This is a genomic window from Echinicola soli (genome assembly GCF_006575665.1).
Taxonomy (GTDB): domain Bacteria; phylum Bacteroidota; class Bacteroidia; order Cytophagales; family Cyclobacteriaceae; genus Echinicola; species Echinicola soli.
This window is the reverse complement of record NZ_CP041253.1, coordinates 343,639-358,662: the sequence shown is the minus strand read 5'-3', so window position 1 is coordinate 358,662 and position 15,024 is coordinate 343,639. Positions and strand designations below refer to the sequence as shown.

General features: G+C 47.7%; 9 protein-coding genes. 6 read left to right on the top strand and 3 right to left on the bottom strand.

The features are described 5' to 3' along the window. The first annotated feature begins 184 nt into the window (after positions 1-184). Positions 185-1,384, top strand: coding sequence for a phosphoglycerate kinase (locus FKX85_RS01645; RefSeq protein ID WP_141613081.1), 1,200 nt, complete (start codon positions 185-187; stop codon positions 1,382-1,384). A gap of 748 nt (positions 1,385-2,132) precedes the next feature. On the opposite strand, the gene FKX85_RS01640 is transcribed toward FKX85_RS01645, so the two are convergent. From FKX85_RS01640 to FKX85_RS01630, 3 genes are all read right to left on the bottom strand, one after another. Beyond that, positions 2,133-2,498: a septal ring lytic transglycosylase RlpA family protein gene (locus tag FKX85_RS01640; RefSeq protein WP_141613080.1), complete on the bottom strand. Its 366-nt coding sequence runs from the start codon at positions 2,496-2,498 to the stop codon at positions 2,133-2,135. 79 nt (positions 2,499-2,577) lie between these two features. Next, complete coding sequence (gene yaaA / locus FKX85_RS01635; protein ID WP_141613079.1) at positions 2,578-3,330, bottom strand: peroxide stress protein YaaA; 753 nt, start codon at positions 3,328-3,330, stop codon at positions 2,578-2,580. A 2-nt stretch (positions 3,331-3,332) separates the two neighbouring features. Beyond that, positions 3,333-8,951, bottom strand: coding sequence for a T9SS type B sorting domain-containing protein (locus tag FKX85_RS01630; protein ID WP_141613078.1), 5,619 nt, complete (start codon positions 8,949-8,951; stop codon positions 3,333-3,335). An 81-nt stretch (positions 8,952-9,032) separates the two neighbouring features. Between FKX85_RS01630 and FKX85_RS01625 the strand changes: the two genes are divergently transcribed. The 5 genes from FKX85_RS01625 to FKX85_RS01605 all read left to right on the top strand — a co-directional run bounded on the left by FKX85_RS01625 (position 9,033) and on the right by FKX85_RS01605 (position 15,007). After that, positions 9,033-10,082 carry a PorP/SprF family type IX secretion system membrane protein gene (locus tag FKX85_RS01625; protein WP_141613077.1) on the top strand — a complete coding sequence of 350 codons (1,050 nt, stop codon included), beginning with the start codon at positions 9,033-9,035 and terminating at the stop codon, positions 10,080-10,082. A gap of 12 nt (positions 10,083-10,094) precedes the next feature. Next, complete coding sequence (locus FKX85_RS01620) at positions 10,095-11,330, top strand: M48 family metallopeptidase (protein ID WP_141613076.1); 1,236 nt, start codon at positions 10,095-10,097, stop codon at positions 11,328-11,330. A 320-nt stretch (positions 11,331-11,650) separates the two neighbouring features. After that, positions 11,651-13,237, top strand: coding sequence for a M81 family metallopeptidase (locus FKX85_RS01615; RefSeq protein ID WP_141613075.1), 1,587 nt, complete (start codon positions 11,651-11,653; stop codon positions 13,235-13,237). 176 nt (positions 13,238-13,413) lie between these two features. Beyond that, on the top strand, positions 13,414-14,097 hold the full coding sequence (locus FKX85_RS01610) for a hypothetical protein (protein ID WP_141613074.1): 684 nt from the start codon (positions 13,414-13,416) through the stop codon (positions 14,095-14,097). Between the two features lie 106 nt (positions 14,098-14,203). Continuing rightward, positions 14,204-15,007 carry an Nmad3 family putative nucleotide modification protein gene (locus FKX85_RS01605; protein ID WP_141613073.1) on the top strand — a complete coding sequence of 268 codons (804 nt, stop codon included), beginning with the start codon at positions 14,204-14,206 and terminating at the stop codon, positions 15,005-15,007. Positions 15,008-15,024: the final 17 nt, after the last annotated feature.

Genomic DNA, 15,024 nt, shown 5'->3' with positions numbered 1-15,024 from the left:
AAGGTATAAGGATTTCCAACTGGCTGAGGCTTCCCCTGATAGGTGACAGAGGGGATTTCACCAAATCGGTTCCTGAGTGAAGCTGTCAGACAGCCAGCGAAGCCTGGTTTTGCGCCAGTTAGAGTCGAAGGGCCGGTATTTTACAATAACTTAAAGAAATAAATCATATAAAACCTATTTAACCATGAACAGTAGGATAAAATCTGTTGACAACCTTAATTTTGAAGGGAAAAGAGCGTTGGTACGAGTGGACTTTAACGTGCCGCTGGACGCTAATTTTAAAGTTACTGATGACACTCGGATCCAAGCGGCATTGCCTACCATCAACAAGATATTGAATGATGGGGGGTCGGTGATTTTGATGTCTCACCTAGGCCGTCCAAAAGGCGGAACTGATGAACGATTTTCGCTAAAACATATCCTGCTGGATTTGGAGAAAGCACTGGACCATCCGGTGAAATTTGCTCCTGACTGTATCGGCGATGAAGCGATGCAAGTAGCTGCTGCCCTGAAAGGTGGCGAGGTACTGCTGCTGGAAAATCTTCGTTTCTATGACGAGGAAACAAAAGGAGATGCTGGATTTGCCAAAAAACTGGCGACGCTTGGCGATATTTATGTGAACGATGCATTCGGAACAGCACACCGTGCCCATGCTTCTACCGCCATTGTTGCAGAAAACTTCAATGACAAGGTGTGTGGCTACCTAATGCTTTCTGAATTGGAGAATGCCGATAAAGTGCTTGGTAACCCCGTGAGACCATTGACAGCGATCATGGGCGGGGCCAAAATCTCCGACAAGATATTGATCATCGAGAAATTACTCGATAAGGTGGATAACCTGATTATTGGAGGAGGAATGTCCTATACCTTTGCCAAGGCAAAAGGAGGAAGCATTGGTGATTCGCTGCTGGAAGCGGACAAGATGGAGCTGACCAAAGAGCTGGAAGCGAAAGCCAAGGCCAAAGGTGTGAACTTGTACCTGCCAGTGGACAACATTACATCCAAGGAATTTGCCAATGATGCAGAACAAGGAGTTTCCAAAAGCGGCCAGATCCCAGATGGCTGGATGGGCCTTGACATTGGAGAAGAAACCAGAAAGATTTTTGCCGATGTCATCAAAGATTCCAAAACCATCCTTTGGAACGGACCAATGGGTGTTTTCGAGATGGAAAGCTTCGACAAAGGAACCAAAGCTGTAGCTGAGGCGGTAGTGGCCGCTACTGAAGGAGGCGCATTCAGCTTGATCGGTGGCGGTGATTCTGCTGCTGCAGTGAATAAATTCGGTTTTGGTGAAAAAGTATCTTTTGTATCCACAGGAGGAGGTGCTTTGCTCGAGTACATGGAAGGAAAAGAATTGCCAGGTGTGAAGGCGCTAGAGCCTTGATCACTAATTTTTGATATGAATCCAAAAAGCTACTTCAAATGAGGTAGCTTTTTTTATTTGTTCCATAAGGGAGTTTACTGGGGAAAGGGGGGCAAGCAATATTTCTGGGGGCGGGAGAAGATTTATATTCATTTGGTATGTCGCCACGAAGTCGCCAAGACACGAAGTTTTTTGTAGGCGGATTTCAAATTTCATGGAAAACAAACAGCTTTGGGTCTTAGAATCTTTGTGGCAAAAAAACAAAAAAGAAATCCTATTGAAATAAAGGGATTCATGCCCTCAACTTTTTCGCTTGCCTCCTTTTTAGCACATTTTGAGGACCAAGCTATATTTCTGGAAGATGAGAGATTTCCAGGTGGTTTTGGTAAGCATATTTCTCTTTAATGTAGCAATAGGAATGTGTAGATTATAAAATCAGTATAAATCCGTCATTGCGAATGCAGAGCAACGGAGTGAAGCAATCTCGTTTTCTTAATACGGGATTGCCACGTTCCCGATAGCTCGGGACAGGCTATACTTCCTCGCTATGACGGTATTTTAAATCGCGTTTATTATAAAAAATCAGCGTAAATCTTATTAATCTGCATCATCTGCATGCTATCGAAACCAAGCCTAATCCCCCCAACTTTTCCGCTTGATCCGAAAGGGGGATATATGCTGCAATATTTCTGAAACAAGCACATAGGAAGATGGGACATAATAGGGTGTGCTCCAGACTACATTCTTGTCAGAACCTTCAAACCTTCCCTTAATACCTCACCTCCACCGGTACCACACCGGAGCGGATCATGTCCAGTTGCCTTGCTGCTTTTTTGGACACATCGATGATACGTCCCCGGACAAACGGCCCCCGGTCGTTGATGCGGACCTTGACGGTTTTTCCGTTGCGGAGATTTTTGACTTTTACGACAGTGCCGAACGGTAGGGAGCGATGTGCCGCGGTCATTTTCCCGGCCTGATAGCGCTCTCCACTTGCTGTTTTCCGGCCTATGAACTTATCGGCATAGTAACTGGCTTGGCCTTTTTCGATGCGGCTGGAGGTGGTCTTACGGCTTGCAGAGCAAGCACTCATCAGGAATACTATTACAAGTCCAACAAAAAGATGCTTTTTCATGAGAAATGATCGAGGTGTAAAAAAATCCCGGAGACCAATGGGTCGTCACGGGATTCTCTTTAACTATTATTCTATTTAATTACCTAACGAAAATCCACTCATTTTCCTTGCTCTGTGGTTCGGAAAATTCATAACCTTCCCGGTTAAATAGCTTCAATTGTTCAGGATCGGTGATTTTATGCTTGATGATATGATCCGCCATCATGCCCCTCGCCTGCTTCGCAAAGATGCCGATGATTTTGTATTTGCCATCCCGGTGCTCTTTGAAGTTGACTTGGATCATGGGGGATTTTAGTGCTTTTTTGTCCACGGATTTGGCATATTCCTGTGATGCCAAATTGATCACAGGTTGGCCCTCAGCAGCTTTGTTGATGGCTTTGGAGATTTTGGTGCCCCAGTATTCATAGAGGTTTTTGCCTTTTTTGTTTTCCAGACTGATGCCCATTTCCAAACGATAAGGCTGGATCAGGTCCATGGGTTTTAGGAGTCCGTAGAGCCCAGAAAGGATGCGTAGATGGTCTTGGGCAAAGGCAAGGTCTTCTTCCGAGTAATCGTCTACGGCCATGCTGCGATAAACGTCCCCTTTGAAGGCCAGTAGTGCCTGCTTGGAGTTTTTGGAAGTAAAATCCTTGTGAAAATTATGGTAGCGTTCTTCATTCAGCTGGGCGATATTATCGCTTACTTTCATTAGTTGCTTAATGTCACCGGCAGATTTTTTTTTCATGATGCTGACCAGGGCTTTGATGTCGGTCTTAAAGTCTGGCTGCGTGGCCAGTGGAATGTCAGTAGTACTCATATCCAGCGTCTTTGCCGGAGAAATCAATGCGATCATATTTATTCAATTACAACTATAGCTTTTTTAATGGTTTGTTCTATTCCTTGGGCATTGCTTTTTAACTTGATTACCACCGGATAGGTTCCGACAGGTACTTTTTTGTCGTTGACTTTTCCGTCCCAGGGGCAGAACGGGGCATTTTCAGGAATGTTTTGCTGGATACAGTGGAAAATCAGCTCGCCCCAGCGATTATAGATCAATACCGAAATCTCGTCCACAAAGTCATTGACATAGACGACGAAATTCCGCTCCGGATCTCCGGGAATAAGGGCGTCAGGCGTGGTGACCTGTAGACCACAGTCTTCGATGACCTCAAAGGTAACCGCAAATGAGCAAGCTGCCGCATCCGTTACGATCAATGTGTAATTTCCTTTTTCGGTCGGGGTGAAAGTGGGGTCAGTGCTGATGAGCTGATCCTCTCTCCACCATTCATAGGTCTGCCAGTTTCCTTCTGTTTCCAAGGTTTCTGTAATGCCTTCTGCGGCACAAATGGTATAGCTTTCTTCCAGCTGAGGCGGTTCGGCATCAGAACTCAATACAGTGATTTCATCCGAGCCCACGGTACATTGTTGGCCGTTGGTGGAATTGATCAATTGGACTTGATAGGTATCGGCTTCTGTAACGGAAATGGTTGATTCACCATCAAATTCAGACATTCTAATAGTGAAGTTGCCATTTTGATCCGTCCTAAACCAGGCGACTTCAATATTGGCGGACGCTGGTGCGTCAAAGCCAGCACTAAGAGTGCCCTCCGGACTATCCGAGCAAATGCCTGTTTCCAAGGTAAGTTCGACCGGAATGTTACGGACGATGACCGGAACGTCAAATTCTATCCAAGGAGCAGGGCAGCCGGCACCATTTCGGGGCTGTACATCCAAGGTATAGGTGCCTTCACGGGTAGGCGTAAAGATCCGTTCTCGTCCTATGATCTCTCCCTGCGGAAAGGTCCTCCAGAGATAAACATAGTCTGCTTCATCAAAAGCAGGATCTATTTCCGCTTCATACCTAAGTCCGGTTTCACAGTCATAAAATGGGCCTTCCAAAGAATACTCCACCTGACCGGTCAATGTCAAATCCATTTCCCGGACCCGAGGACAATCCACCCCATTTGGATCTTCTCCCCGGACCTGGTAAACTCCTTCTTGGCCCAATGGATAAAGGCCATTTGGCTGGGGACTGATGTCCATGCCATCAGGGCCTGTGATGGTGTAGTCGATATCGTCTGCGTTTTCTGGCTCAAAGAAGAAAATTTCACAAGCCAATGGTGCCGAAGGCACGCTGAAGTTGACCAATGCTTTTTCTTGGATTTCATACGTCTGAGGTGCTGTCACTGCACAACCATCCGGTGTGGAGATTTCAATGGCATAGGTGCCATGAGGAACCGCTAAAGGCATATTGTCCGTAGAGCCGGTAAACTGCTCCCCGTCCTCTTCCCTGGTGATGACATAGTTAGCTGAAGTGATGGAGCCATCCACAGGGAACGTGATCGATATTCTTCCATCCAATATACCGTCACTGGTACAGCGCTCGGCCGTAGTCACAATACTGAAGTCATCCAGCCCATCCGGCGGATTGGTGTTTTCGATGCTGACTGTTTCCGTATAAGTACATCCTTCGTTTTCTGCCGTAATGGTATACACTCCAGGAGCCAAGTCCTCGAATGGGCCGATGGTTTCCCCTTCGCTTACATTGGGAAATTCCTCATTCAGCTCTACTATCTTAACCGTCTCTGCATCCGAAAGCATGGTGAATTCAAAGCTCCCACTGGGATCGTCACAGTCACTGGTGGGGGAGATGACATTGACCTCAACTTCAGGCAAGGGAGCCACGACCAGTTCGGCACGTTTTTCTACTGTACAACCTTCCAAGATCGGGTCTTCTGCTCTGAATATAATGTCATAGGTTCCGGGAGCAGGAAGCGCTTCCACTGCTACTTCCCATTCGTAGCCCTCTCCCAAAACAGTAGGGGCTTCTGTGGAGCCCTGCAACTGGTAGGCCCATTCGCCCGAAACGGGCGTATCCGGGGCGAAATTGATATAATTTTCCTCATAACAGGATGTTTCTGCATCTTGTGTCAGCTCAAAATCAAACGCAGGGCCAACAAAGACGGAAGCGGAAGCAGAACAGGCCTGAAAGGTCGGGTCTTCCTCGTCAGTATTGGCCAGCACTACACTGACAGTGTAAATGCTTTCCTCGGTAACTTCGATAGAATTGGTATTGCCCAGGATTTCCCCCGCCGCATTGGTCCATTCGAAGATGTAAAGCCCTTCAGCAGGATCATAATCATCAATGGCCGTCAGCGTAACCGGGCTGCCGCTACAAAGCGTAATATCGTCGGTCAGCGTCAATGGTGGAGGACCAATGACTTCCACGGTCAGCTCGCCGTTATAATAATCGGGGTTTCCGCAGCGCTCCACGTCCAAGGTGACGGTATAAGTACCTGCCGAATCAAATTCATATTCCATGATCTGGTATTCATCGCCAGGTCCGGAAGTGGAAAACACTTCTTGGCCATCCATATCCAGAATGGTCCAGGTGTAGGTGTCAATATCCGGTTCTCCGCCACCTTCAAATTCCCCCAGGGCTAAACCATCTTGCAAACACAGGCTTTCCGGGCCTGCTATTTCAGGGTCGGGAATATTACTGCCGCTGTTTTGGGCATAAGCAGGGAGCCCAAGGTTGCTGGTGCCGCCTTCGGTGGAGACGGCCTGTTGTTGACTGTAAGTGGAATTGTCACAATCTGAGCCGGGGTTGATTGTGCCGATGTTGGTGGCACCTGGGATGGCGACGTAAATTTGGCCGTTTGGTCCCATTTGGATGGCACCAAAGTTAGTGCCAGAGCTGTTGGCCAGCAGATTGACATTGTCCTCAATGCATTGTTCCAGTGCGGCTTGGTCAGCAGCGTTTTCGAAGCAGGATGGGCAGTTGTTGTCATCGTCGTCATCACTGGGAGCTTGGATTTGGTATTCTTCGATGCCCTTGCCGTTTTGGTAGGAGACAAAGATCTTATTGCTGTCCCCCCCAAATTCCAGTCCGTAAACCTCATCGTCGCAGCCCAGGTCAAGGGTAGCATATTCACTCAGTTCGCCGGATTCTTCATCAAAATCGAAGACATCCACAAAGCTGCATCCATTACCGTCGATGATGGTCACGGCCAATTTTTCACCATCAGGACTGAACTTCATTGAGCCTGCCGAATTGCCAAAACTGTGAGTGGTGCCCACGTCGCTGGTCACTACCTGCCCAATCCCTTGGGAGGTGGTGGGGTATGCTCGGAAAGTATTATTGCCCATTTCATGGAACATCACCCAAGTGGTGTCTCCCGAGGCAATGGCAGCAGACTGCTCGGTGCCCGGACTAAAGAGAAAGTTGTCCCCGCTGACCACACTGCCCACGCCGTTTTGGTTTTCCCCTTTGATATCCACCAGGGAAAATTTGGTGGTTGAGTTGCCACCAGAAGTTTGGGTGGTGAAGAGGTAATACAGGGTTTGTTCCTGCGGTACTTTTACGGCAATGACACTTTGGGCGGAGGTATTGTCGCCGCCGATATTTGTGCCATCCTGCATGGGATTGCCGTTCAGGTCCCAGACCGTCTGGCCATCAGTGTAGAACAGCACCTGTCCTGCTTGGTCCGAAATGGTGGTCGTTCCCTCTGGAATGGTCCAGCCCGGATGTCCATCAGGGACTTCTACAGGGCGTGGAGAAGGAGCATTGGGGTCGTCAGGATCAGGGTTAAAGTCCAGTCCGGCATTATTGCCGAAATACCAGATATTATTGGTTTGGTCATCTACTTTTTCGTTGGCCACAGGATCCCACATTTTGACGGTAGTTTCGGCGTAGACGTAGCATGAAGAGCCTTGTTCACGGGCAAGCACCCAATAGGTGCCTGGATCACAGACTTCGTTAGCACCTTCAGGGATCCAGCCTTCCTCTTTTTTGTTGGACCAGAAATATTCATAGTCGGAGCCGCCATCTTGGCCACCTCCGCCGCCGCCCCCTCCAGGGATACCGGGGATACCACCACCGCCTCCGCCACCGGAGCCACCTTGGCCTTCTTCACCGGAGCTGACCTCCAGCATTTCATTTAGGTCGATGCAGGTCAGGCAGGTAGTAGTGTCCGAAGGGGTAAAGCTGGCCTGTAGGTTGTTTTCCTGAAAGGTGATGGATTGGCTGGAAGTCTGCGTGCTGCCATCTGCCAAGGTTACCGTAAGGGTGACGTTGATATTTTGTTCGCTGGTCGCATCAGCAGGCAGGAGCAGGTGCTCTTCAGTCAGGTCCAGTTCGATTTCTTCCCCGTCTTGGTCAGTAGGAGGCGGGCTGAGCTCCCACTCATATGACTCCACGGGGATATTGGGAGGTGTAAGCTGTGAAGTGATCTGCAGCGGATTGTTCATACAGGGCATTTCCGGTGAATAGGTGAAATCCACTGAAACGTCGATGTCTGCATTTGGAGCAAAGGTCGGGAAAGTGTCTCCGCAAAAATCAGTGCCTTCAAATGGATTGTCGTCTACGGTAAGTTCTTCCAGAACGGTATTGTCGGGGTTTTCGACGGTGCCCACATAAAAGGCATCATCATTTTCCTCTTGATAGATATAATACAATTGGCCGTCAGGGCCTACTTTAATGTCGTGGATTTGGCTGATGTTGTTTCCGGATGGACTGGTGGTGGGTACCACCTGTGGATCGGCATCTAGCGTGTCAGTAGGGATTCTTAGCAATTGGTCATCTTTGGAATAATAAAAATAATCGCCATCGGGAGAAAGCCCTGTTCCGCCATAATTTTCGGAAGCATCACCAGTGGATTGGTCCAATGGTCGTGGGTTTGAAAAACTACCTGTGCTGGTGTCAAAGTCCATCAGCACAATCGGGTCGGAGGCATTTTCTGGAATCAGGGCCAAGGTGCCTGAATTCTCATCAAAAGCAATTTTTTCTGGCGCAAAGGTTATAGGGCTGCTGTCTGTTTGGTTAAATACCCCTTCAGTTTCCGTGATTTCCCTGGAGATCAATTCTCCACTTTCAAAACTGATCAGATAGCTGGGGGAGCTGGGTGTTTTTACTACGGCGATGGCACCAGAGGCCGGGCCAATAGGTTCGTCAAGGGTGGTCACTTCACCCGCTGGTGGCGAATCTGCCGGTGCTGCACCTTGTGCATTCATGTCCATGACAGAATACAGTAATTGTCCTGATGGACTAATGTAAAATGTATAAAAAAGCCGATCTCCTTCAGGATCGTAACTTAAAGGGGCAATGGCCACCGTCTGCGTACCTTCAAAATCACCATTAATACCATTGGGAGCTCCTTGGATGGGTTGGTTTAGATAATTATACACCAGTTCTCCGTTAGTGTAAAAAAGCGGTTCGCCCGTCAGCGGGTCAATGGCAATGGCATTATTGTCTTGTCCTACTACAATGCTTCCAGGTAGCGTATTGACATTGGGATTGTCTCCCTTGCCAAAAGAGATATAATTGTTTTCCGTGTTTGGCCCACAGTATCCAAAGATCCATTCATTATCATTGTAGCCTTGACCGTAAACGAATATTTGGGTAGCCAGACACAATAATAACGGTAAAAACAGATAAATGAATCTTAAGTTTATGTCAAAAGGAGTCCTTTTCATATATTACGGGGAGCTTTAAAACACGATGCACGGGACAGCCGTTTAATAAGCTTAACGTTACTCAAATAAACGAACAAATCTTTGTTTAGGTCTTATATATATCTAGTTTTTTGCGTCTTAGCATTAATGTTCTCTACCCGCAATGGTTTTGGGCAGGATCCGCAATACAGTCAATATTACGCGGCCCCACTATACCTGAATCCTGCTTTTGCCGGATCGGATCTTCAGACGCGTATTGGTGCCAATTACCGCAGCCAGTGGCCAGGTTTGGACGCCCAGTACAATACATTTTCGGTCTACGCCGATACTTTTTTGGAAAAGTACAATAGCGGCTTCGGCCTGATGGTGATGAACGATGTCCAGGGAGCGGCAGATTTGCGTTCATTGACCATCTCGGCCATGTATGCTTATGAGCTGAAGCTCGGCGAATCCGTTTATTTCCGCCCTGGTTTTGAGGGCAGCTATATCCGCAGGGAGGTAGGGTATTACGAAAACCTGGTATTCGCCAACCAGATCAATCCGCAGGATCCATTTGGCCCTATATTTCCCGGTAATACAGACCTTACAGGTCTTGGAGAGCCGATCAACTTGCTTTCCCTGTCTTTTGGTGGCCTGCTCTTTACCGAAGACCTTTGGCTTGGAGGTGCCATCCACCACATTAACCAACCCAACCAGTCTTTTCTGGAAGGGGAAAGTCCATTGCCCTATAAACTCTCCTTTCACGGGGGCTACCGGATCGGACTGGGGCATGGAGCCATGAAGCGTGACTTTACCCATACGTATAAACAACGGTATTTTGTCCCAACGATCAACTATAAAAAACAAGGTGTTTTCGAACAGTTGGACTTGGGAGCTTATGTTTATGCCGAGCCATTGATCTTTGGAGTTTGGTACAGGGGGTTGCCCTATAAGCCGCTCAATAGCGAAACCAATCGGGATGCTATCGTACTTTTGCTTGGACTGAGCCTTCCCACCGGGCTGGATGTGGGGTACAGTTTTGACTATACCATGTCCCAACTGGGGATCCAATCTGGCGGAGCGCATGAGATCAGCGTGTCTTATCGATTCCCTGATCGTAACCCCGGGGCGCCGCGGCTAAGAAATACTATTCTTCCTTGTCCCAAATTTTAATAGTTTTGCTGCATGAATGCAGAACAACTGAAATACGTATTGATCGGTGTGGTCGTAGCGGGGTTTTTATTTGATAAGCTGACCAGCTGGCTCAATGTCCGGCAGCGCGTAGGTGATGTCCCCGCTACATTGCGCAGCCACCTAAGCCAAGAGAAACTCCAGGAATCCAAGGACTATCAAAGGAGCAATTACCGATTTGGCCTCTTGACTGGTGGATTGTCCTTTTTGGTCACAGTGGCCTGTTTGCAATGGGGCTTTTTTGGTTGGCTGGATACAATGGTGGCAAGCTTGGTCGCTTCCCCCATTTGGCAGTCCATGATCTTTTTTGGTGTGTTGTTCATAGCTTCGGATGTGCTTTCCTTGCCTTTTGATTATTACCATACCTTTAAGATCGAAGAAGATTATGGTTTCAATAAAACCACCAAAAAGACCTTTGTGCTGGATAAGCTGAAAGGTTATGCCCTTGGGATAGTTCTCGGAGGAGGCTTGCTCGCCTTGTTGCTTTGGTTAGTCAATACCCTTGGGGAATCCTTTTGGGTGTACTTTTGGGCGGTAGCTGCTTTCTTTATGATCATGCTGAATTTGTTTTATACTTCTTGGATACTGCCCCTGTTCAATAAGCTGACACCACTGGAGGATGGGGCCCTTAAGGACAGCATCCTTTCTTACGCATCCTCGGTAGGGTTTTCACTGGACAATGTATTTGTCATTGATGGCAGCACCCGTTCGACCAAGGCCAATGCCTTCTTTTCCGGCATGGGCAAGCGCAAAAAGGTGGTTTTGTACGATACCTTGATAGCGCAGCACACGACAGAGGAACTGACTGCCGTGCTGGCCCACGAAATCGGCCACTACAAGAAGAAGCATATCCTCCAGAGCATGGTGATCAGTGTCCTGCAAACCGGGGTCATGCTGTTTGTGCTATCCCTCTTTGTCAATAGTGAGACCATCAGCTTGTCCTTGGGAGGTGAGCGTGCAGCGGTACACCTTAATTTGATAGGGTTTGTGCTGTTGTTTTCACCGATTTCCACCTTGTTGGGTATCGGAATGAATATGCTGAGCAGGAAGAATGAGTACGAGGCGGATCAATATGCCATGGAGACGTATTCGGCGGCACCATTGGCGGAAGGATTGAAAACACTGTCTGTCAAAACCCTTACCCAGATCAATCCCCACCCCCTTCATGTATTTATCAATTACTCCCATCCGCCCCTGATGAAAAGGCTGGGGCGATTGGAACAGAAGTGAATATAATCTTGTGTTTTAATTAGCCCTACTTTGTCATGTTGCGATTATTTTAGGAGATTCCTTCCGACGAAAGGAGGAATCCTTGTACTTAACCCGAGCCTGACAAAGTAGGAGTAGTTAGATTTTTTTACTTAAATTAGGTGAATAGATTAACTCAACTTTGGTGCACAAACATCAGGAACCACAGGTAACCAACACAAATTACACGCGTCTGCCAATTTATTTGTATCTGACCCAACGGCAGATTTTCGACAACTGACTACTTGATTTCCATGTCTTGTAGGACACTTTGCAGAAGATTATAAAACCTAATTGCATTTATGATAAAATCATTCACCCTAGTTTTGACATGTAGTATATTTTGTTCGCTGGTATTGTTATTTGGCTGTAGCAGCTCTTCTGAGCAAAAGTCGGAGAAGGTAAATTTACCCCGCATTGCGATTGCTGGATTGGCCATTGAATCGAGCACCTTTTCTCCTGCCGTGACAGAAGCTCCAGCCTTTCATGCGAAAACTGGCGAAGAAATCTTTAGCAACTATCCTTTTATGGCAGAAGGCACAGAAAACCGTCAACGTGCCGATTGGGTGCCTACACTGACTGGTAAAGCCATTCCTGGCGGGATTGTAAGTATGGAAGCGTATGAATCGTTGATGGAGAAGACGTTGGACATGTTGGAGAAAAACGGTCCCTACGATGGGCTGTTCTTTGATATCCATGGTGCCATGAGTGTACAGGGACTGGATGATCCCGAAGGTGACATGATAGAGCGGATTCGTGCGGTGATCGGTAAGGAACCTATTATTTCCACCTCTATGGACCTTCATGGCAATGTTTCGCTGAAATTGGCGAAGCATTCCGACTTGATCACCTGCTATCGCATGGCACCCCATGAGGATGCATTGGAGTCAAAGAAGCGTGCCATGGACAATTTGCTTTCGCGCATAGAATCCGGAAAGGGCAAGCCTGCTTACAAGGCCTATGTGCCCGTTCCTATTCTATTGCCGGGCGAAAAGACCAGTACAAGAGTGGAGCCAGGAAGGAGCTTGTACGCAGAAGTGGCTCCGGCAGCCAATCAAGAAGGGGTCGTAGATGCTGCCATTTGGATCGGTTATGCGTGGGCGGATGAGCCGCGAAACCACGGGGTGGTCATGGTCACGGGAGATGACCAAGAGAGGGTCATCAGTACAGCGGAAGACTTGGCAGCAAAGTTTTGGGAGGCCAGGGGAGATTTTGACTTTGTAGCGCCTACAGCGACCCTAAAGGAAGCCTTGGATTCAGCGATTGCCAGTGATGAAAAGCCATTTATGATCAGTGACTCCGGGGATAATCCCACTGCCGGTGGAGCGGGAGACGTCACATGGACACTGCGGAAAATACTCGATAGGCCAGAATTCAAGGAAGAAAGCGGCCCTTCAGTGATCTATGCATCCATTCCAGGCCCGAAGTTGGTAGAGGCGGCCGAAAAAGTGGGTGTCGGAGGCCATGTGGAAGCACCTGTAGGGGCTGAAGTAGATGACCGCTTTGAGGGGCCTATTATGCTCAAAGGATCAGTAGAGTCCATTAAAAAAGGAGACCGCCATGCGGAAACAGAGGTGGTGGTCAAGTGCGGCAGTGTAAACATCATCGTTACAAAAAAGAGAAAGCCATACCATTATAAATCCGATTTTACCGAGCTGGGGTTAAAACCTACAGATACGGATATTGTAGTGGTGAAAATAGGCTACTTGGTCCCAGAGCTATACGATATGCGTGCCGGTTGGCTGCTGGCACTGACACCTGGAGGCGTGGACCAGGACCTTATGAGACTGGAGTATGAACGGATAAAACGACCGATGTACCCTTTTGACCCCGAGATGGACCGTCCTGATCTTTCAGCAAAGCTGGTTCCGCTGTCCCATGAGGAATAGCAAGAAAGTAAAGTAGTGAGATATGAGTACTGAGTCTCGAACAATGTGCAGATATTCTTCCCCGCCACGGTGGGGAGGTTAGGTAGGGTTGTTTTAGCGCAAGGATTAAAGGAAAAATCCCTTTTCTAGGGCTTGATAAATTAATAAATCGAGGTTTGAATAAAGGAATACAGTTAATGAAAAAAGTATTAATTGCGATAGGTTTAGTTGTTTTATTTTGGAGCTGTAGTAAGGAGGAACAGGTCCCTGATCCGCCTGTAGAAACAGTTTTTGAAGGGAAGGTGTCCTTGACTTCACAGGCGATGATTGACGAATTTGATGATAACTACGTTCGAATTACGGGGGACCTGGTGATCCAAGACCTGGAAGGTGATATTGTGGACTTGGATGGATTGGAGCATATTGAAGTGGTGGAAGGAGATGTGCTGATCCAGTATAATGAAACACTCGCTGACATTGGAGGATTGAATGGCCTGAAACGGGTCGAAGGACAGCTCTATTTTCATAGGAATGAGGTATTGAAAGACCTAACAGGACTTGGTCAGTTGGAATTTGTCGGAGAACTCTTTTTTGTGACACTAAATCCTTCCTTGGAGACTTTTGAAGGATTGGAAATGTTGGAATCAGTGGAAGGTGAACTATATGTTGCAAAAAATGCCCAGCTAAAGAGCCTCATAGGCTTGGAGTCCGTGACGGACATGGGAGATGAACTGACCTGCTATGATAACCCCTCCCTAACCGATTTTTGCGCCATAAAGGAGTTATTGGAAAATGAAGGACTGTCAAAAGACTTTATCGTAAAAAAGAATGCCTATAATCCCACCAAGGAAGAAGTGATCGGTGGTGACTGTAGTTTATGATATTGCTGAAATTGCAGGGAAAAGACGTCATCGCGAACGCAATGATGCGATCCCGGGTATTAAAACAGAAGCGGGATGATAATTTCTTTATCAAACGAAGGTTGTTTTGCGCATTATTTTAAGCAGGAAAGGTTTTGATGCCCAGTATGGAGGACAGCCCAGTCCGATCTTGCCGGACGGTGCCTTGCTGAGTTTGCCCATACCTGAGCCTCGTGATACCCTGGCATTTGAGGACCTAAGACATGGAGAACATACCTATTGGGATATCATCCGTTCCCTTCATCCAGCCACTAAGCTCAGCGGTGCGTCTACCTGTCATCTTGATCCAGATTTGGACCGTAAGGTGCTCCCCCGGGATCCGACATGGCGCCCATTGCTGGGGCAGACCGGTGCAGCCCAAGGTCACCTGGCAAAGTGCGGTGTGGGAAAAGGGGATCTGTTCCTGTTTTTTGGGACGTTCAGGCAGGCTGAAATGGGCGACGATGGGCTGGTCTATCAGAAAGGGGCTCCTGTAGTGCATTTGATATTTGGGTACCTGGAAGTGGGGGAGGTGGTGGATCAGTTTGATGCCTTTCGTTCAGAAATGCATTATCATGCCCATGCACAAGAGCGATTTCGGGAGATGAAGAACAACTGTATCTACCGTGCCAGTGAACAGCTAAGCTTTTTGCCGGAAAGGCCAGGTGGAGGGATCCTGAATTTTCACCAAGGCCTTCAATTGACCAAACCGGGATTTTCCAAAAGCAGGTGGCAACTGCCCAGTTGCTTTAAGGAAGTGTCGATCAGCTACCATACTAGCAATAGCTTTCGCCCTGGATATTTCCAGTCCGCCGCCAAGGGGCAGGAGTTTGTCATCACGGCGAATGAAAAGGTGAAGGACTGGGCGAAGCGATTAATTGCAAATGGTTGATAATATGAAAAAAAAGG

What these genes read in the sequence shown, in the direction of transcription:
- FKX85_RS01640 (WP_141613080.1), bottom strand. Translation starts at nt 2,498, where the DNA reads ATGAAAAAGCATCTTTTTGTTGGACTTGTAATAGTATTCCTGATGAGT.
- FKX85_RS01630 (WP_141613078.1), bottom strand. Translation starts at nt 8,951, where the DNA reads ATGAAAAGGACTCCTTTTGACATAAACTTAAGATTCATTTATCTGTTT.
- FKX85_RS01645 (WP_141613081.1), top strand. Translation starts at nt 185, where the DNA reads ATGAACAGTAGGATAAAATCTGTTGACAACCTTAATTTTGAAGGGAAA.
- FKX85_RS01620 (WP_141613076.1), top strand. Translation starts at nt 10,095, where the DNA reads ATGAATGCAGAACAACTGAAATACGTATTGATCGGTGTGGTCGTAGCG.
- FKX85_RS01610 (WP_141613074.1), top strand. Translation starts at nt 13,414, where the DNA reads ATGAAAAAAGTATTAATTGCGATAGGTTTAGTTGTTTTATTTTGGAGC.
- yaaA (WP_141613079.1), bottom strand. Translation starts at nt 3,330, where the DNA reads ATGATCGCATTGATTTCTCCGGCAAAGACGCTGGATATGAGTACTACT.
- FKX85_RS01615 (WP_141613075.1), top strand. Translation starts at nt 11,651, where the DNA reads ATGATAAAATCATTCACCCTAGTTTTGACATGTAGTATATTTTGTTCG.